This is a genomic window from Paenibacillus ginsengarvi (assembly GCF_003626695.1).
GTDB lineage: Bacteria > Bacillota > Bacilli > Paenibacillales > NBRC-103111 > Paenibacillus_AB > Paenibacillus_AB ginsengarvi.
On sequence record NZ_RBAH01000001.1, the window covers coordinates 58,608 to 76,245 of the forward strand.

The 17,638-nt window shown below is 53.7% G+C and carries 16 protein-coding genes; all 16 read right to left on the reverse strand.

Annotated features, from left to right (window positions below):
* Positions 1-180: 180 nt before the first annotated feature.
* Positions 181-1,431: a competence/damage-inducible protein A gene (locus D7M11_RS00320; RefSeq protein WP_120745158.1), complete on the reverse strand. Its 1,251-nt coding sequence runs from the start codon at positions 1,429-1,431 to the stop codon at positions 181-183.
* Between the two features lie 50 nt (positions 1,432-1,481).
* Positions 1,482-2,060 carry a CDP-diacylglycerol--glycerol-3-phosphate 3-phosphatidyltransferase gene (gene pgsA / locus D7M11_RS00325; protein WP_120745159.1) on the reverse strand — a complete coding sequence of 193 codons (579 nt, stop codon included), beginning with the start codon at positions 2,058-2,060 and terminating at the stop codon, positions 1,482-1,484.
* Positions 2,057-3,385: a 30S ribosomal protein S12 methylthiotransferase RimO gene (gene rimO, locus D7M11_RS00330; protein WP_120745160.1), complete on the reverse strand. Its 1,329-nt coding sequence runs from the start codon at positions 3,383-3,385 to the stop codon at positions 2,057-2,059. Before rimO ends, pgsA begins: the two co-directional genes overlap by 4 nt.
* A gap of 107 nt (positions 3,386-3,492) precedes the next feature.
* Entirely contained in the window at positions 3,493-3,984 is a 492-nt protein-coding gene (locus D7M11_RS00335) for a YajQ family cyclic di-GMP-binding protein (protein ID WP_120745161.1), read from the reverse strand.
* A 161-nt stretch (positions 3,985-4,145) separates the two neighbouring features.
* Positions 4,146-5,051: a helix-turn-helix domain-containing protein gene (locus D7M11_RS00340; protein WP_120745162.1), complete on the reverse strand. Its 906-nt coding sequence runs from the start codon at positions 5,049-5,051 to the stop codon at positions 4,146-4,148.
* 48 nt (positions 5,052-5,099) lie between these two features.
* Positions 5,100-5,873 (reverse strand): DUF3388 domain-containing protein, encoded by a 774-nt coding sequence (locus tag D7M11_RS00345; protein ID WP_120745163.1) that lies wholly within the window; start codon positions 5,871-5,873, stop codon positions 5,100-5,102.
* 305 nt (positions 5,874-6,178) lie between these two features.
* Complete coding sequence (locus tag D7M11_RS00350) at positions 6,179-6,430, reverse strand: DUF3243 domain-containing protein (protein ID WP_120745164.1); 252 nt, start codon at positions 6,428-6,430, stop codon at positions 6,179-6,181.
* A 111-nt stretch (positions 6,431-6,541) separates the two neighbouring features.
* The gene (gene ymfI / locus D7M11_RS00355) at positions 6,542-7,291 is read right to left on the reverse strand and encodes an elongation factor P 5-aminopentanone reductase (RefSeq protein ID WP_120745165.1); all 750 of its coding nucleotides are present in this window, start codon (positions 7,289-7,291) and stop codon (positions 6,542-6,544) included.
* Positions 7,288-8,577 carry an EF-P 5-aminopentanol modification-associated protein YfmH gene (gene yfmH / locus D7M11_RS00360; protein WP_120745166.1) on the reverse strand — a complete coding sequence of 430 codons (1,290 nt, stop codon included), beginning with the start codon at positions 8,575-8,577 and terminating at the stop codon, positions 7,288-7,290. Before yfmH ends, ymfI begins: the two co-directional genes overlap by 4 nt.
* Positions 8,578-8,580: 3 nt before the next feature.
* Positions 8,581-9,861, reverse strand: a complete 1,281-nt coding sequence (gene yfmF / locus D7M11_RS00365) for an EF-P 5-aminopentanol modification-associated protein YfmF (protein ID WP_240040907.1) — start codon at positions 9,859-9,861, stop codon at positions 8,581-8,583.
* A 149-nt stretch (positions 9,862-10,010) separates the two neighbouring features.
* Positions 10,011-10,841 (reverse strand): spore cortex-lytic enzyme, encoded by an 831-nt coding sequence (gene sleB, locus D7M11_RS00370; RefSeq protein WP_120745167.1) that lies wholly within the window; start codon positions 10,839-10,841, stop codon positions 10,011-10,013.
* A 132-nt stretch (positions 10,842-10,973) separates the two neighbouring features.
* Entirely contained in the window at positions 10,974-13,544 is a 2,571-nt protein-coding gene (locus D7M11_RS00375; RefSeq protein WP_120745168.1) for an FtsK/SpoIIIE family DNA translocase, read from the reverse strand.
* 195 nt (positions 13,545-13,739) lie between these two features.
* Positions 13,740-13,958 (reverse strand): YlzJ-like family protein, encoded by a 219-nt coding sequence (locus tag D7M11_RS00380; RefSeq protein ID WP_120745169.1) that lies wholly within the window; start codon positions 13,956-13,958, stop codon positions 13,740-13,742.
* Positions 13,955-14,683, reverse strand: a complete 729-nt coding sequence (locus D7M11_RS00385; RefSeq protein WP_120745170.1) for a ClpP family protease — start codon at positions 14,681-14,683, stop codon at positions 13,955-13,957. Before D7M11_RS00385 ends, D7M11_RS00380 begins: the two co-directional genes overlap by 4 nt.
* Before the next feature lie 197 nt (positions 14,684-14,880).
* Positions 14,881-16,557 carry a ribonuclease J gene (locus D7M11_RS00390; RefSeq protein WP_120745171.1) on the reverse strand — a complete coding sequence of 559 codons (1,677 nt, stop codon included), beginning with the start codon at positions 16,555-16,557 and terminating at the stop codon, positions 14,881-14,883.
* A gap of 196 nt (positions 16,558-16,753) precedes the next feature.
* Positions 16,754-17,635: a 4-hydroxy-tetrahydrodipicolinate synthase gene (gene dapA / locus D7M11_RS00395; protein WP_120745172.1), complete on the reverse strand. Its 882-nt coding sequence runs from the start codon at positions 17,633-17,635 to the stop codon at positions 16,754-16,756.
* Positions 17,636-17,638 lie beyond the last annotated feature (3 nt).

A 17,638-nucleotide genomic window follows, 5' to 3' on the forward strand; every position in this document is an offset into this window, starting at 1 on the left:
TTTTCGAACATACATTCGCATTTTTTTTCGAACGCGTTCGGCTGCGGCAAAACAAAAACCGCAACAAAAGGCATTACCGGCCAGTTGTTACGGTTCTTCCGTTCCAATACAGCAAGTATAAGGCAATTTCAGAGCGATCGCAACCTTTATTTGCCTGAAGCCAGGCAATCGCCCGCCCTTCTAGTGCTTCAGCCGCTGCCACAACACGTACAGCGCCTGCTTCGCCGCCTTCAGACGGATCGCCTCCCGGTTGCCGGAGAGCTGCAGCTTCATCGCTTCAGCGGGCTTCCCACGCTCCGCGACGCCGAGATAGACGAGCCCTACGGGTTTCCCCTCGGACTCGGCCGGCCCCGCGACGCCGGTCACGGACAGCGCATAATCGGCTCCCGTCCGCTCCATCGCGTTCTGTGCAAGCAGGATCGCCGTCTCGGAGCTGATCGCGCCAGGCGCTCCTTCCCCTTCCAGCACGTGTGCGGGAACGCCGAGAAGCTCCTTCTTCGCCTCGTTCGTGTAACACACGATACCGCCGCGGTATGCCGCCGAGCTGCCCGGCACCGCGGTCAGCATTTCGCTGACGAGCCCGCCCGTGCAGCTTTCCGCCAGCGCCACCGTACGGCCCGCTGCGATCAGCATCGACACAAGCTCGTACTCGATCGGCACGTCACGATCGGCATAGATGTATTCGCCGACCCGGCTGCGGATTTCCCGCTCCGTATCGGCAAGCTTCCGCTCCGCCTCGGCCTCGGAACACGCCCGCGTCGTCAGTCGAATGCTCACTTCGCCTTCCTTCGCGTACGGAGCGATCGTCGGGTCCTGCTGGCCGTCGATCAGATCGATCAGCCGGTGCTCCAGGCTCGATTCGCCGATACCGGCGAATTTGAGCATTTTCGAATACAGCGGCGACGCTTCCTCTCCCATTACGGAGCGAATCCACGGTACGGCATACTGGTCAAACATCGGCTTCATTTCCTTCGGCGGTCCCGGCAGCAGAATGTAATGGGTGCCTTCGTGGGTCAAGGCGACGCCGACAGCCAGCCCGTTATCGTTGGCAAGCGGCGTGCAGCCTTCGAGCACGTTCGCCTGACGCTCGTTGCTTTTCACCATTTCGATGCCGCGCGACTGGAAGACGGCGGTGATTTTCTCCATCGACGGACCGTGTATCGAGATGGGCAAGCCGAACAGCTCGGACAGCGCATCTTTCGTCAGGTCGTCCTGCGTCGGCCCGAGCCCTCCTGTCGCAATGATGACGTCCGCCCGTGACGCCGCCAGGCTGAACGATTGCCGGATTCGCTCCCTGTTGTCGCCGACGACCGTCTGATAATAAACATTAAGCCCAATACTCGCGCAGCCCTGCGCGATGTACTGGGCGTTGGTGTTGACGATTTGACCGAGCAGCAGTTCGGTGCCGACCGCTATAATTTCCGCTTTCATTCGTCTACCCCTCCGCAAAGTCCGGCCAGATCCATTCCTGGCGCGGTAGGTCAATTATCGAACTGAATGACATGCCAATTTTTCACAAAATAGTCGATGCCCGACCAAATCGTAATGATCGCGGCAATCCAGCTGGCAATGACGTCAAACGGAATATTCAAAAACGCAAACGGAAAGTTATTGACAAGCAAAGCAATAATGGCGGTAATCTGGGCTGCCGTCTTCCATTTGCCGAGCTTGCTGGCCGCGAGCACGATCCCTTCCGCCGCGCAGATGGAGCGCAGTCCGGTCACGGCAAATTCGCGGCTGATGATGACGATCGCAATCCAGGCGTCCATCTTGCCCATGTCGACGAGCGAAACGAGCACCGCCGACACGAGCAGCTTGTCCGCGAGCGGATCGAGGAGCTTGCCCAGATTCGTAATGAGCTTGTGCTTGCGGGCGATATAACCGTCCAGACTGTCCGTGCTGGCCGCGATAATAAAGATAAGCACCGCAATGATCTGATTGTACGTAATGCTGAACTGCTCGATCCGGATCGGCGGCAGCTTGAAGTTCACGAGCAAAAAAAACATGATGACCGGCACGAGAAAAATTCGCGCCACCGTTATCCGATTGGCCAGATTCATGCAATTCCCTCCCCGGAAAGGTCGAACTCGAAGGAATGCGTAATCCGTACTTTTTGCATAGCTCCGATATCGGCCGTGCACCGGGTAACGAACACTTCGCCGTCCACATCCGGAGCGTCGAATTCCGTACGTCCGATATATACGTCGTTGCGCCCGTCATATCGCTCGATCAGAACGTCCAATTCCTGACCGATCCGCTTGCCGATCTCTTCACGGGAGATTTCGCGCTGAATTTCCATCAAGGTCGTCGCGCGGAACTCCTTCACTTCATCCGACAAATGGCCCGGCAGACGCGAAGCCGGCGTATCTTCCTCATTGGAATAGGCGAACACGCCAAGCCGGTCGAAACGCATTTCCTTGACGAACTCGCACAAATTCGCGAAGTCCTCCTCCGTTTCGCCCGGAAAGCCGACGATAACCGATGTCCGCAGCGCCACATCCGGAATGCGCGAACGGATTTTGGCGACAAGCTCTCTGGAGTCCCGCTGGCGGCCGGGACGACGCATCCGTTTCAGAATAAGATCCTCGCTGTGCTGAAGCGGCATATCGATATATTTGCATACTTTCGGGTTGGAGGCGATCACTTCGATCAGCTCGTCCGTAAAAAAGCCCGGGTACGCATAGTGAAGCCGCACCCATTCGATGCCGGGTACTTCGGACACTTTGTTCAGAAGCGTCGGGAGCATAAAGCCGTCGTACAGATCGGTCCCGTAATTCGTCGAATCCTGCGCGATCAGGCTGATTTCGCGAACGCCCTGGGCGGCGAGCTGGCTAACCTCGGCCGTAATCGATTCGATCGAACGGCTGCGAAACTTGCCGCGCATGATCGGAATGCTGCAAAACGTGCAGGCGTTGTCGCAGCCTTCGGCGATTTTGACATAAGCCGTATAACGCGGAGTCGTCATCCGGCGGGGAAGCTGCTTCTCGTAGTTAAACGCCGGGTTGCCGACGAGAATCGGTTTGCGGCCGGCAAGCGCTTCGTCGATAATGTCGTTGATTTTATCGAAATCGCCGGTGCCGACGATGCCGTCGATCTCGGGCATTTCGTTCATCAGCTCTTTTTTGTACCGCTGCGTCAAACAGCCGGAGACGATAAGCGCCTTCAGGTTCGCCGTCTCTTTCAGATCGGCCAGATCGAGAATCGTATTGACCGACTCTTCCTTCGCGGCATCGATAAATCCGCACGTATTGACGATAATAACAGTAGCTTCTTCCTTATCGTCGACCAGGGAATACCCGCGCTCGTGTATCAAGCCGGACATAATCTCCGAATCAACCAGGTTTTTCTCGCATCCGAGTGTTACCACTTTTACTTTTTCTGACATTCCCATATCCCCCAAATCCGAATTCCGCCCTAGCCGTGATCCACACAAGTATAAACCAATCGACTTTAGGGTGTCAAAAACACGAACAAAACGTCCCGGTCCATCTCTTACCGGAAATTGATAAACTGCAAATCGAGAGGAACTCCCGCTTGGCGGATCATCTGGATCGCCTTTTGCAGATCGTCCTTGTTTTTGCCGGATACACGCAGTTGGTCGCCCTGGATCTGGCTTTTGATTTTCAGCTTCGAATCGCGGATGATGACGTTGATTTTTTTTGCATTTTCTTGGTCGATGCCTTGCTTCAGCCCGATCCGCTGACGAACGGTTGAAGAAGCGGCCGGCTCGATTTTGCCGTACTGCAAGTTTTTCAGCGAGATGCCTCTTTTCACCATCTTCGAATGCAGCACGTCGAGCACGCTGTTCAGCTTGTATTCATCGTCCGAGGAGACGACCAGCTCGTTTTTGTCGAGCGCTATGCTGCTCTTCGAGCCTTTGAAATCGAAGCGGCTTGCGATTTCCTTCTCCGCCTGCTGGATGGCATTGTTCAGCTCCTGCATGTCGATCGAGGAAACGATATCGAACGAACTTTCCGAACTCATCTGTAAAGCTCCACCTTTCGCCTGTAAAGTAATGGCTGTTCCCTATCGGCCCATGGCCTCGTATCCCTACCATTATAACAACCGGCGTGCCGCAAAAAAAGACATCCGCATGCAAACGGATGCCACATCTTTAAGCTGTGCAACACGGCTGACTCGTTTTTTTAAATCGTCTTCACCAGATCGATTTGAATTTGTTTGACATCTTTTTTTGTACCGAGCGAAATCGCTGTGCCGTTCACGACGACTTCCACAGCAGGCGGAAACCCGATCCGCATGAAAACACCGGAATCCGAAGTCCAGTCCCGTGTGTCGCCTTTCTTATACAGCTTGGCCTCGATTTCCTGCCGCTCCTGCTTCCGCTCGGCGGTTGCCGGCACGATTTTGTCAATCTTCAGCCAGCACTCCTCGCCGTTTATTTTGAGAAGTACGCTCACCTTATCGGCATTCGTCACGGTATAGTAGTCGGTATTGCCGTCGGTACGGGCAAGAGTCACAACCGGTGTCGGCGGAGGCGGCGCCGGCTGGTTGATTTGCGTGTCGCCAGCCGGCTTGTTGCTCCCTTGTGGCAGCTTGGAGCTGTCGGTTTTGCCCGAGGCATCGCCGGCGAGGCTCGTTTCGTCCACCCTTTTCTCCGTTATTTTCTCGCCCGGATCCACTTCCTTGCTGGCATCTCCCTTATAGGAGTTGCCGATGAAATAGTAGAGGACGCCCAGAATGAGCAAGACGAACGACAGCATCAAAATGTTGGACGCCCATTTGCTGAGTTTCTCCGTGTTCCGCGCGTTCGTTCGTTTGCGTCGGATCGTCGGCTCCGCCGTCGTTTCTACCGTTTGCGCCGGTATCGCATTCCCGTATAGCGCCAGCACTTCGTTCGGATCAAGCCCTACCGACTCCGAATAGCTTTTGATAAAGGCACGCACATAGAAGCTTCCTGGCAATACTTTATAATCTCCATCTTCGATCGCTTCCAAATAACGCTTCCGGATTTTTGTCATTTCCTCGAGCTCGTCGAGCGATATCCCTCGATCCAGACGCGCTTTTTTCAGCAACTGCCCCAAATCTGACACTGCTTCATCACCTCCCGTAAACAAATCTCCGCTTTCAAACGCCAAACTTTAAAATCTTTCGTTATCGTGATCCGTATTCAAAAACGATTCGTACGATATTTCTTCGTCCGGCGTATTGCGAAGCTCAATGATTACATTGAAATTATCGTATGTATACTCCGATTCGCGAATAAATATATCCGGGTGCTCGATCACCTTAGTCGAAGGCATCGCCATAATTTCGCGCAGCAGCATATGGTGCTTTTCGTTCGAGCGCATCGACGAAACGATGCCGTCGATAATGAACACGTTGTGCGGGTTCATTTCGTCGTCGGACATTTGGCTGCGCACCGTTTGCCTCAGCAGCGTTGACGAGACGAACGTCCATCGTTTTTTGGCGCATACGCTTCCGGCGATAATCGATTCGGTTTTGCCTACGCGCGGCATACCGCGCAAGCCGATCACCTGATTGCCGTCCTTCTTGCATATTTCGCCGAGAAAATCAACCAAAAGTCCTAGTTCGTCGCGCGTAAAACGGAACGTTTTGCGATCGTCGGAATCGCGTTCAATGTAACGTCCGTGGCGAACGGCGAGAATATCGACCAGTCTCGGCGCGCGAAGAGCCGATACAGTAATATTATCCACTTTTTTCAGCATCTTACCCATAAGTTCTATTTTTTCGTCGTCATCCGTCTGCAGCAGCATGCCGCGCGTACGGTCTTCTACGCCGTTGATTGTCAAAATGTTAATTTCCAGCATCCCCATCAAGGATGCAATATCGCCGAGCAGACCCGGACGGTTTTTATGTATTTTGTATTCCATGTACCATTGCTTCGTTTCCATCGAGTAATCTCCCTTTCCGGATGTATGGCCCTTTACAACTAATTCTACAATATTCGCTATTATCCTCCTAGCTTCGCGTAAGAAAATACAACATCGTTGTAATTCCATGATGACCGCTTTAGCGGAATGAAATTATGAATGATGATAAGAAAAACGTATATCGGCGATTTCAAGGATAAGCGACCGCGATTTAGCAATTCTATATCATTAAAAAAAGTGCCAAAGCAGGAGGAAAAGCCCCCTTCAAGAGGAGGCTTCCTTCCCACCGCGCAAAAACGTACCGATGCGCATCCGAACACAACCGGTCAAGACTGGCTGACGAGCTTCACCATGCAGCGTGCGAGCACTTTTTTGTCCTCGTCGTCCGCTACATCCCACAATTCCTTAAGAATCCGTTCTTCCTTGTTCTCGGGATCGATCTTGTTCGCCAAAAACTCGCCGACCTGCGCAGCGATTTTGCTGATCGTCTCTTCGCTCATGCCTGCTTTATGCGCCTGCTCCACGCGCTCGGACAAAAACTCTTTCCAACGCTCAAAGCTCTTAAGTACAGTTGCCATGAAAAAGTTCCTCCTTGTCGGTTTTTAGGGGTACAACCAATACTAGCATGCGTCGTACGTTCCCCCCGTATGCCCGCAAAGAATGTCCAATTTCAGGCTGCTCGAAGCTCGTTAAGTATGCCATCCGCCGTTAGGACTTATAATTTGGCCGGTTATATAGCCGGATTCGGGCAAAGCGATAAAATAAACGAGCGAGGCGATCTCGTCCGGATGGGCGAATCGCCCGGCCGGAATGTCATTTTGCAGCGCTTCCTTCTCGGTTTCGCTGAGATTAGCGTTCATCGAAGTTTCCACGACGCCCGGAGCGACCGCATTAACGGTAACGCCCGAAGGCGCCAGCTCCTTGGCCAGCGCTTTCGTGAAGGCGTTGACGCCGCCCTTCGCGGTGGAATACACGACTTCGCAGGAAGCCCCTGATATTCCCCATACGGACGATACATTGATGATTCTTCCATATTTTTGCCGAATCATCGGCTCCATAAACAGCTGCGTGCACAAAAACATGCCTTTCAGGTTCACGTCCATGACGCGCTCCCAATCTTCCTCCGTGACATCCTGCAGTAAGCCGTAGTGGGCGACACCGGCGTTATTGACGAGAATGTCCGGCACCATGTCATGTTTCTCCATCTTTTCCTTCATCCGCTTCAGCTGTTCCCGGTTGCGTACGTCCGCCGTTACCGTCAGTACCTTCGCTCCGAGGTTCAGACAAGCCCGAGCCGTTTCGTTAGCGGATTCGTGCGAATGAAGGTAATGAATGACGACCTTCATACCTACGGAGGCGAAGCGTACGGCGATAGCCGCCCCGATGCCCCGGCTCGCCCCCGTAATCAGAACGGTCGTTTCCGACAAAGGCTTAATCATGCGGTCACCGGACTCCTGACGATCGAAATGGCGAATCGGTCAAAGTCGGCATGCTCGCGCAATCTCCGGTTTGCTTCTTCCAGCGTAACGGCCTCGTAGGCGTCCAATACGTCGAACAAGTTTGCGTCCCGGAACTCGTATTTCGTAAACTCGTTTGCCATCGCCTCGGGAGAGTTCATCATCCGCATGAAGCCGCCGATCTTTTTGCGCTTGCTGCGCTCGAACGATTCCGCGTCGATCCCTTCGGTTTTGGCCTTCTCCAGCGCCTCGCTTACGCGGCGTACAAGCTCGTCGGGGTCTTTCGTGTCGCCGCCGATAATCGAGAAGGCGTAGTTCGAGTTCGTATTGTATTCATGCCCGAACTGATCGGAGATGAGCCCGTCGTCGTACAGCTGCTGGTACAGCTTCGAGCTTGGGCTGAGCAGCGCGTCGAGCACGAGCTTCGACGTCACTTCCCGCTTCAGCCCCTCGCTGCCCCCGCCGGACTGGATCTGCTCCTTGAAGCCGAACAAACATTTAGGCAGCGATACCGGCAGTTCGATCACTTTTTTCGCTTCGTGCACCGGGTCCGGCTCCCGCTCGAAAAACCGGCGGATTTCCCCTTGCGGCGGGAATGTCTTAGCCGCCTGATTATCGCGCACAAGCTGCATGATCTCCTCCACATCGACGCCGCCGACGACGAACAGGCTCATATTGCTCGGATGGTAAAACGTATGGTAGCATTCGTAAAGCGTATCTTTCGTAATATGCGAGATCGATTCGACCGTGCCGGCAATGTCGATCCGAACCGGATGTTTCTGATATAAAGCTTCGATCAGGCCGAAATAAACGCGCCAGTCGGGATTATCCCTGTACATGTTAATTTCCTGGCCGATAATTCCTTTTTCCTTTTCGACGTTTTGTTCGGTGAAGTACGGATTTTGCACGAAATTGATTAACGTCGTCAAGTTTTCCTTCACCTGCTCCGTCGCCGAGAACAAATAAACGGTGCGGTCGAAGCTCGTAAACGCGTTCGCAGAAGCGCCCTGCGAGGCGAAGGTGGCGAAAATGTCGCCCGTCGGCTCCTCGAACATCTTATGCTCGAGAAAATGGGCGATCCCGTCCGGCACGGCTGCTTCCGCTTTGCCCTCTACCTGGAAATGATTGTCGATCGAGCCGTATCGGGTGGAGAAGGTTGCATATATTTTATGAAAACCGGGCTTCGGGAGAATATAAACGTTTAATCCGTTAGCCAATTTCTCGTGATACAACGTCTCTTTCAGTCGGGTGAACGGTATCGTTTGCATGTCTCACTCCCCCTTCCGGTCGCGAAGGAAATAAATCGTATCCAGCTTCACGCCTTCGGCAACCCGGCGGATGGCCTCGCGGTCCGTTTGCTCGACCTGCTCGATAAGCTGGGCGGCCGATCTTACGGTGCCCGAAAGCTGATTATTGAAATCAAGGGCGATCGTCTCGAATGCCGAATCTTGGCTTTCACGCAGCTGATTGGCGATCATCGCCTTCGTCTGCGACATTTCGAGCTCGCTGATTTGGCCTTCGGCCATATGCTCCATTTGCCGTTTAATAATAGCTACTGCTTTTTCGTAATTCGCAAATTCGATGCCGGACTGAATCGTCAAAATGCCCTTATGCCCGTCAAGTCTGGACGAAGCATAATAAGCCAGACTTTCCTTTTCCCTTACGTTCAAGAACAGCTTCGAGTGCGGATAACCGCCAAGAATACCGTTGTACATAAGCGCTGCCGGATATTCCTTATCAGCATATGTTACATAAGTTCGCAAGCCCATGTTCAGCTTTCCTTGCGTCACATCCATCCGGTCGATGACCGTACGGACTTCGCCGACCTGCTTGTGCTCCGCCTTCCGGTCGTAAGCGGCGGTTCCCTTTCGCTTCCACTTGAACGCGGATTCCAGATGAGCTTTCACTTCGGCTAGAGTCGTATTGCCCACGACATACACGTCGATCGGCGAGTCGGCCAGCCACGTTTCGTAGGAAGCGAACAGCGATTCTGGCGTGATGGGAGCCAGATCGTCGGTCCTGCCAAGCGGATGAAGGCGGTACGGTTCGCTTTGGCACATCTCTTCGATCATCCGTTCGGCCGCATAGCGAATTTTGTCGTTTACGATGGCGGCGATTCGTTTGCGGAGCGTATCTTTCTCGGCCTCCACATACTTCGCTCGGAATACGCCCTGATCGCGCACCGGATCGGTAATCGCTTCACCGACGAATTGCAGCGCTTGCCCGAGCATCGAGCCATGATCTTTTACGAAATCGTCGTGGATCATATCCATCCGGAATTGTACGATCTGGTAGTCTCCCCGCTTGTAGACGTCAAAGCCGAAGCCGGCTCCGTACAGATCGTCCTGACGCTCGCGAAACTGCTTCGTCTCCGGCAGCTTGGCTGTTCCTCTACGGAGAACGAACGGGGCCAGAGCTACGGGCGTAACCGTGGACTCTGTCAAAGGAGTCCCTATGTATACCGAGATGGCGTACGTTTTGAACTGATCCGTCGGCAGGACGTGAAGCCTCACATTGCCGATCGTCTCTCTTTCAAAATTGGATTTGCTCAACGGCAATACGCTCCCTTCTTCGATTGATGGTCGGCTTGTATCTACTGCCATTGTATCGACCTCTTTTCCATTATATTCTTCCTGCAAGCGAAGAAGCAACCGAACGGCCGCCGGAGTTGAAGCAAAGGCTACATCTCGGCGGCCGCGAATCATTTGCAAAAAATGTGCTTGCCGATCTGCTTCACCTGAGGCCGCGACCAGATCCATGCGGAGGTTGCCGTTTCCGGGTTGAAGTAGTACGTGCAGCCACCGGTCGGGTCATACCCGTTCAGAGCATCCTTAACCGCCTTGGAGGCCACATCGTTCGGCGTCAGCCAAATTTGTCCGTCGGCAACGGCTGTGAAAGCGCCGGGCTGAAAAATGACGCCGGACACCGTATTCGGGAAGCTGGCCGATTTGACCCGATTTAAAATGACCGCGGCTACGGCAATTTGCCCGACATACGGCTCACCGCGCGACTCGCCGAAAACGGCGTTGGCCATCAGCTTCATATCTTGGTCAGACAACCCCAGATTGTTCGAACCGGAATATAATTCGTTTCCGGATGCTTCCTTGGCGGGAGCGTTTTCCTGCCCAGCTGCCTCATTCGAACCCGGCGCCGGGGAACCAGCAGGAGGAGCTGGGGCCTCGCTTTCCGCCCCTTTACGCGGCGTGCGGTCGGGCGACCACTCTTTGGTTGCTTCCCACAGCTTTACTTTCGTTTTCCCACCCGCGATTCCGTCCACCTTCATCCCGAACTGCTGCTGGAATGTCTTCAGCGATTGGAGCGTTTCATACCCGAAATCGCCGTCTACGTCTCCCTTGTAAAATCCGAGCAGCTTCAATCTGCCTTGCAGCTCGTAAACGTCTCCGCCCTGTGTGCCATAGCGGATCTCACTTTCTCCGAACGTTTGTTCGGAACTCCATCTGTGCTTCAATTGAATAGCCGCCAGCAAAAACATAACGGTACATATCGTTATGACAATCAGTCGCTTGTTCATCGCTGTCCTCAACCATCCTGTCTGCGTATTTAGGGCTGTTTTCATGCCTTATTATGACAAGCGGCCAGCGGTATTATGCAGAAAAACGCCCTGTTCCGAAAGAACAGGACGTTTCGTTTGTTTTCTCCCCGTTTAAGACGGGATTCGATTGTGCTGGTACTGCTCCATCGTGAGCAGCACTTCTCTCGGCTTGCTCCCCTCGTAAGGGCCAACGATGCCTTTCGCCTCCAGCGAGTCGATCAGGCGGGCCGCTCTCGCATAACCGACCCGCATACGCCGCTGCAATAGCGAGACGGACGCCTGCTTCGCTTCGATAACGATCTGGGCGGCCTGGTCGTACAGCTCGTCCTCATACTCGTCCTCGGCTTCCGCCTGCTCCTCCAGCTCCGGCACGATCTCCTCCTGGTAGATGGCTTCCTCCTGATTTTTGCAGAAGCCGACGACTGCTTCCACTTCCGGGTCGGACAAAAAGGCTCCCTGCACGCGAATCGGCTTCGACGCTCCGACCGGCAGGAACAGCATGTCGCCGCGGCCGAGCAGCTTCTCGGCGCCGACCATATCCAGAATCGTCCGCGAATCGACCTGGGACGATACGCCAAAGGCGATCCGCGACGGAATGTTGGCCTTGATCAGCCCGGTAATGACATCCACCGACGGCCGCTGTGTGGCGATAATGAGGTGAATGCCGGCTGCCCGCGCTTTCTGGGCCAGTCGGCAGATCGAATCTTCCACGTCGTTCGCCGCCACCATCATCAGGTCGGCAAGCTCGTCCAGAATGACGACGATGAACGGCAGCTTCTCTCCATCCGGCTTCTCGGCAATCATATTATTGTAGCCTTCGATATTCCGTGTGCCGAATTTGGAAAACAGCTCATACCGCTTTTCCATTTCGCCGACGATTTTTTTGAGCGCCAGCGACGCTCTTCGCGGATCGGTTACAACTGGCGCGAGCAAATGCGGAATGCCGTTGTACATATTCAGCTCGACCATTTTCGGGTCGATCATCAGAAATTTCACTTCATCCGGCTTCGCTTTGTACAAAATGCTCGTGATGATCCCGTTAATACAAACCGATTTCCCTGAACCGGTAGCGCCTGCAACAAGCAAGTGCGGCATTTTGGCCAAATTGCCGACGATTGCCTGGCCGGATATGTCTCGTCCGAACGCGATCGACAGGAGCGAGCTGGATTCCTGGAACACCGAGCTTTCCATCACTTCGCGCATCGTAACGACCGCAACCTCGGAATTCGGCACCTCGATGCCGATCGCCGATTTCCCCGGAATCGGAGCTTCCATCCGAATGTCTTTGGCGGCCAGCGCAAGCGCAATATCGTCCGTTAAGCTTACGACCCGGCTGACCTTCACGCCTACGTCCGGCTGAATCTCGTACCGGGTGACCGACGGTCCCCGTACGACGTCGAGCACTTTCGTCCGAACGCCGAAGCTTTCTAACGTCGTCTCGAGCTTGCGGGCGATCGTTTTGTAGTCGACGGCATCGCCGCCTTTGCCTGAATTGCCTGGCTTCGCCAGCAAGTTGAACGGCGGCAGCAAATACGGCTTGGCCGGAGGTTTTTCGCGCGGCGGCGCAAACGTTACGTCGATTTCGCCTTCCCCTTCGACCGGGAGCTTGATTTTCATCTGATTGGAGGGAGGAACATACTCCTGAGCCGCCGGCAGCGCCTTAACTGCCGGCGGCTCTGCCAGAACCGGCTCGGACGCTTCGAGCGGAGCGTCCTGCTCCTCCAGATGCTCTTGAAAATCGCGAATGCGCGGAAACTCAGATTGCTCCTTGTCCCCCTCGTCCTCATCCTCATAATCGTTCCTGGCGGCCGGCAAAACCGACGTACCGCGGTCGTCTGCGCTGTATACGACTTCTTCTTCCCCTTCCGTATCGTCCGATCCCGCAGCGGCGGGCTTTTGCTTTTTTTGCAGCAGTTGGAAAAAGACCGGCTTTTTCTTCTCGCGCATAATGACCGGCGCCGTGATCTCATCCTCGAAGTCGTCATCCAGAGCGACCTGCGGCTGAAGCGCCTTACGGGTGCGAACCGGCTTCGGCGTCTCCGGATTTTTCATCAGTTGAAACATATCCTTGAACGTATCCTTAAGTCTTAGGCCGCTGCCGCTGAACAGCCGCCTCACCTTGCTGCCCATATCGACATACGATAGGCCAGTTACCAGGATAAAACCGATCGCAAAGAGCGAATATTCGAGCAACCGCGCGCCGAGATTATCGAACAGGAAGTACAGGCAAGCGTACAAAACCGCCCCGATCATGCCGCCCCCCACTTGATGCTGAAGCATCTGCTGGTTTTGCGGGTGTATGCCGTCGATCAGACTATTCCAGGTCTGGCTAACGATCCATGTCGCTCTCGTCAGTTCGCCGGTCGGATCGAGCAGTTGAAACAACGTAATATGGTTCATAATGAGAAAACCGAGAATCAGCAGCAGCACTCCCGATTTGCGCGCGTTCCAGCCCTTCGGCCACGATCGCTTCACCATGACAAACAAGCCTATGTATATAAACACAATCGGAACGATAAAATCGCAAACGCCCAGGAAAAAGCGGAACAAGAAATTGAGCGATCTGCCGACAGAGCCTTCTTTGGAAAGCGCGATGACGGAGAAAATAAGTATGAGGATGCCGTATAGTTCGTATTTGAGATGGGTCGTTAGCGATCCGCCTTTTTTCCGTCTTTTAGCCAAAACTGTACACCTCCGGTTATGGAATCCGCTGTAAGCGGCAAGGGGCAAAGTAATAGAAACGTATTTCATTATATCATACTTTCCAATATTCGGCGTAAATAAAAACACCTGTTCGGTTTTTTCGACAAAAAAAGAGAGATTCCCGGTTCTCTCTTAAGGAACCGAGATCTCTCATTATCTATCCGGCAGCCCGGTTTATACCGGCTTGAACTCAATGATTTTCCCCGGAGCATAGTCCGGATTTAAGTAATTCATCGGGTCCGGGCTGTAGAGTCGGACAATTTTACCTTGGTACGGGGCAACCAGTTCAATCTGCATCAGAATTCCGTTAACCGTCACTTCCGACCTCTCCGGCTGCTTGTCCTCGAACCCCTCCATCACGGTTTCGATCGGAACGCTCGTATACAATATCATTGCACAAGCCCTCCTCTGACTCCGCGGTGCTGCTCGATCAGCCTGTTCAGTTCTCTGATCGCTTCGCCTACGCCGCCTACGGCATCGATAAGCCCGTATTTGACGGCATCCGCCCCTATTACCGTCGTGCCGATATCGCGTGTCAGCTCGCCGGTTTTGAACATAAGCTCCTTCAGCTTGCCTTCCGGGATACGGGAATGATTGGTGATGAAGCGAAGGACCCTCTCCTGCATTTTCTCCAAATATTCGAACGTTTGCGGAACGCCAATAACCATGCCGTTTAACCGAATCGGATGGATCGTCATCGTCGCCGTCTCGGCAATGAAAGAATGATGCGACGAAACGGCGATCGGCACACCGATGCTATGCCCTCCCCCGAGCACCAGCGTAACGCTAGGCTTCGACAAAGAGGAGATCATCTCCGCTATCGCGAGCCCTGCTTCCACATCCCCGCCAACCGTATTCAATATAATCAGGACGCCCTCGATTTTCGGATTTTGCTCGGCTGCGACGAGCTGCGGGATCAGATGCTCGTATTTGGTCGTTTTGTTTTGCGGCGGCAGGACGATATGTCCTTCGACCTGCCCGATAATCGTCATGCAGTATATGTTCGATTCCGCTGCCGGGGTCGCCGTTTGCCCCAATTGTTGGATCGTATCGACCACCGTGTTTTTTTTCTCCGCTACTTCCGGTTGCTCCGCTTCGTTCGCTTGCGTATTAGCCATCGAAGACCCTCCTCCTGTAGTCTTCCATAGTATGAATTGGTCGGTCGATTTTATCCGGTAGGGCTTCTTGGAAAGGTTTGTGGGCTCCAAGTTCACACCGAAGACGGGCCCCGAAAAGAAAAAGCCCCCCCAGTCGGGAAGGCTTGGCCATAAACGTGTTCGGGTATCATTGGGTTCAGTGACTAGCGTTTTACCGTTTAAACTTCCATAATAATCGGCAAAATCATTGGTCTTCTACGGGTTTGTTCATATAAAAATCGTCCGAGTGCATCTTTTACATGAGTTTTGAGTGAAGCCCACTCGTTGACGTTCTCCACCATCAGCCGGTTGAGCGTACTGCTGACGATCCGGTTCGCTTCGTCCAGCAGTCCTTCGGATTCGCGTACGTACACGAATCCTCTGGAAATAATATCCGGACCCGACATAATCGTGCCGTCCTGCTTGCTTAGCGTAACGACTACGACCAGAATGCCGTCCTGGGACAAAAGCTTGCGATCGCGAAGCACGATATTGCCTACATCGCCTACGCCCAGTCCGTCGATCAGCACGTTGCCGCAAGGAACTCGCGGTCCCCGGCGGGCAACGCCGCCTTGAATTTCCACCGTGTCACCGATGTCCACGATGAAAATGTTTTCCCGGTCGACGCCGACCGATTCTGCAAGATTAGCGTGCTGGCGAAGCATCCGGTACTCGCCGTGAATCGGGATGAAATATTTCGGCTTCATCATATTGAGCATCAGCTTCAGCTCTTCTTGACTTCCGTGTCCGGAAACGTGAACGCCGGTTACCGAGCCGGAACCGTAAATCACGTTTGCGCCGATCCGGAAAAGCTCATCGACCGTTCGTCCGACGAAACGTTCGTTGCCCGGAATCGGGGTTGCGGCAATAACAACCGTATCGCCCGGCAAAATATCCACTTTCCGATGATTCGAGCGAGCCATGCGGGTCAAAGCGGACATTGGTTCGCCTTGGCTTCCGGTCGAAAGAATGACGACCCGGTCCGCCGCAAGCTTGTTCACTTCTTCCGGTTCGATCAGCATGCCGTCCGGAATATGCAAGTAGCCGAGCTCGCTTGCGATGTTGACCACGTTAACCATGCTTCTTCCGATAACGGCCATTTTTCGCCGTGTAGCTTCCGCCGCATTGATTACCTGCTGAACGCGATGCACGTTGGATGCGAACGTTGCCACGACGACACGCTGCTTCGCTTTGCGAAACAACTCTTCCAGCTCCGCTCCAACCGTACGCTCCGATCCGGTATACCCCGGACGTTCGGCATTCGTGCTGTCCGACAGCAATGCCAGTACGCCGCGGCTTCCGATATGGGCCATTTTGTGCAAATCGGCATATTGGTTGTTAACCGGCGTTTGATCGAATTTGAAGTCTCCGGTATGAACGACAAGTCCTTCCGGTGTATCCAGGCACACGCCAACCGAATCCGGAATGCTGTGGTTCACCCGGAAGAAGGTTGCTTTCATCGACCCGAGCTGAATTTCCGAATCGGCGTTGATCAAGATCCGCTTCGTTTCGCCGAGCAAATTCGCTTCCTTCAGCTTCGCTTCGATCAAACCGAGCGTAAGCTTCGTTCCGTATACGGGAACGTTTAAATTCCGGAGAACGTACGGCAAGCCGCCGATATGGTCCTCATGGCCGTGCGTAATCAAAATCCCTCTGACTTTATCGCGGTTCTCCGTCAAATAGGAGATATCGGGAATGACGATATCAATGCCAAGCATGTCCTCCTCCGGGAATTTGAGCCCGGAATCGATGACGACAATATCGTTCCCGTATTGAACGCAGTACATATTTTTGCCAATTTCGCCCACGCCGCCCAGAGCGAAAATGGATACTTTATCTATATTTTTTTTAGACAAATCTAACCCTCCTAAGTTGTTTTGGCGACGATCTTTATATACCCAGACCAAAGATAACCCGAACCAGTCACTTGTGTTTCATTATACATGAAGCGCATATGCAAATACAAGTCGAGTACTATTAGCCTGCCCCAAAACAAAAAACCGATGCTCCCCGGCACCGGTTCTCGTTTTGCTTATTTTACTAAAGGCCCGATCAGCGTTTGAACAACTCGCGAATAAAGCCGGCTTCCTGCTCGGTAGCGGGTACAAGCGGCAAGCGAACCCCGCCGACGGGCACTCCATGAAGACCGAGCGCATATTTAACCGGTACCGGATTCGGAACGCGGTGCGGACAGTTAAACAAGCCGTTGAAAATGGGCCGCAGCTTCGCATGCCACTCGGCCGCTTGCCGCACTTCGCCGCCTATGTAGGCGCCGACGAGCTGCTGCATTTCCTTGCCGATCACGTGGCTAGCCACGCTGACAATGCCGTAAGCGCCTACCGACAGCATCGGAAGCGTCAAAATATCGTCGCCGCTGTACACTTTAAACGACTCCGGAGCGTTCGATGTGAGCTCCGAGATGAGGTCAAAATCGGAATGGGCTTCCTTCGTTGCGACAACGTTCGGCAATTGGGCCAGCTTGAGCGTAGTCGAAGCGGCTACCGTTATGCCTGTGCGCGACGGGATGTTATACAGCATAACCGGAAGCTTCGTCGCCTGCGCAGCCGCCTTAAAATGCTCGTAAATGCCTTCTTGCGAAGGGCGGTTATAATAAGGAGCAACGAGAAGTACGCCGTTTACGCCAATCGCTTCGGCCTGCTTTGTCAAATGAATCGTATGGGCCGTATCGTAGCTGCCGGTGCCCGCAATTATGTTGACGCGGCCCTTCGCCTGATCAACCGCAACCCGGAACATCTCGAGCTTCTCTTCCTCGGTAAGAGTCGGAGACTCCCCTGTCGTTCCGCAAATTACCAAGCTGTCCGATTGCTGCTCTTCGATTAAATAGTCGATTAGTCGTCTAGCTCCATCCCAGTCGATTTGAAGATTGTCGTCGAATGGGGTCACCATTGCGGTGATGACTCTTCCGAAGTCCACAAA

What these genes read in the sequence shown, in the direction of transcription:
- D7M11_RS00345 (WP_120745163.1), bottom strand. Translation starts at nt 5,873, where the DNA reads ATGGAAACGAAGCAATGGTACATGGAATACAAAATACATAAAAACCGT.
- D7M11_RS00380 (WP_120745169.1), bottom strand. Translation starts at nt 13,958, where the DNA reads ATGATATTGTATACGAGCGTTCCGATCGAAACCGTGATGGAGGGGTTC.
- sleB (WP_120745167.1), bottom strand. Translation starts at nt 10,841, where the DNA reads ATGAACAAGCGACTGATTGTCATAACGATATGTACCGTTATGTTTTTG.
- yfmH (WP_120745166.1), bottom strand. Translation starts at nt 8,577, where the DNA reads ATGCAAACGATACCGTTCACCCGACTGAAAGAGACGTTGTATCACGAG.
- rimO (WP_120745160.1), bottom strand. Translation starts at nt 3,385, where the DNA reads ATGTCAGAAAAAGTAAAAGTGGTAACACTCGGATGCGAGAAAAACCTG.
- ymfI (WP_120745165.1), bottom strand. Translation starts at nt 7,291, where the DNA reads ATGATTAAGCCTTTGTCGGAAACGACCGTTCTGATTACGGGGGCGAGC.
- pgsA (WP_120745159.1), bottom strand. Translation starts at nt 2,060, where the DNA reads ATGAATCTGGCCAATCGGATAACGGTGGCGCGAATTTTTCTCGTGCCG.
- D7M11_RS00335 (WP_120745161.1), bottom strand. Translation starts at nt 3,984, where the DNA reads ATGAGTTCGGAAAGTTCGTTCGATATCGTTTCCTCGATCGACATGCAG.
- D7M11_RS00350 (WP_120745164.1), bottom strand. Translation starts at nt 6,430, where the DNA reads ATGGCAACTGTACTTAAGAGCTTTGAGCGTTGGAAAGAGTTTTTGTCC.
- D7M11_RS00320 (WP_120745158.1), bottom strand. Translation starts at nt 1,431, where the DNA reads ATGAAAGCGGAAATTATAGCGGTCGGCACCGAACTGCTGCTCGGTCAA.
- D7M11_RS00385 (WP_120745170.1), bottom strand. Translation starts at nt 14,683, where the DNA reads ATGGCTAATACGCAAGCGAACGAAGCGGAGCAACCGGAAGTAGCGGAG.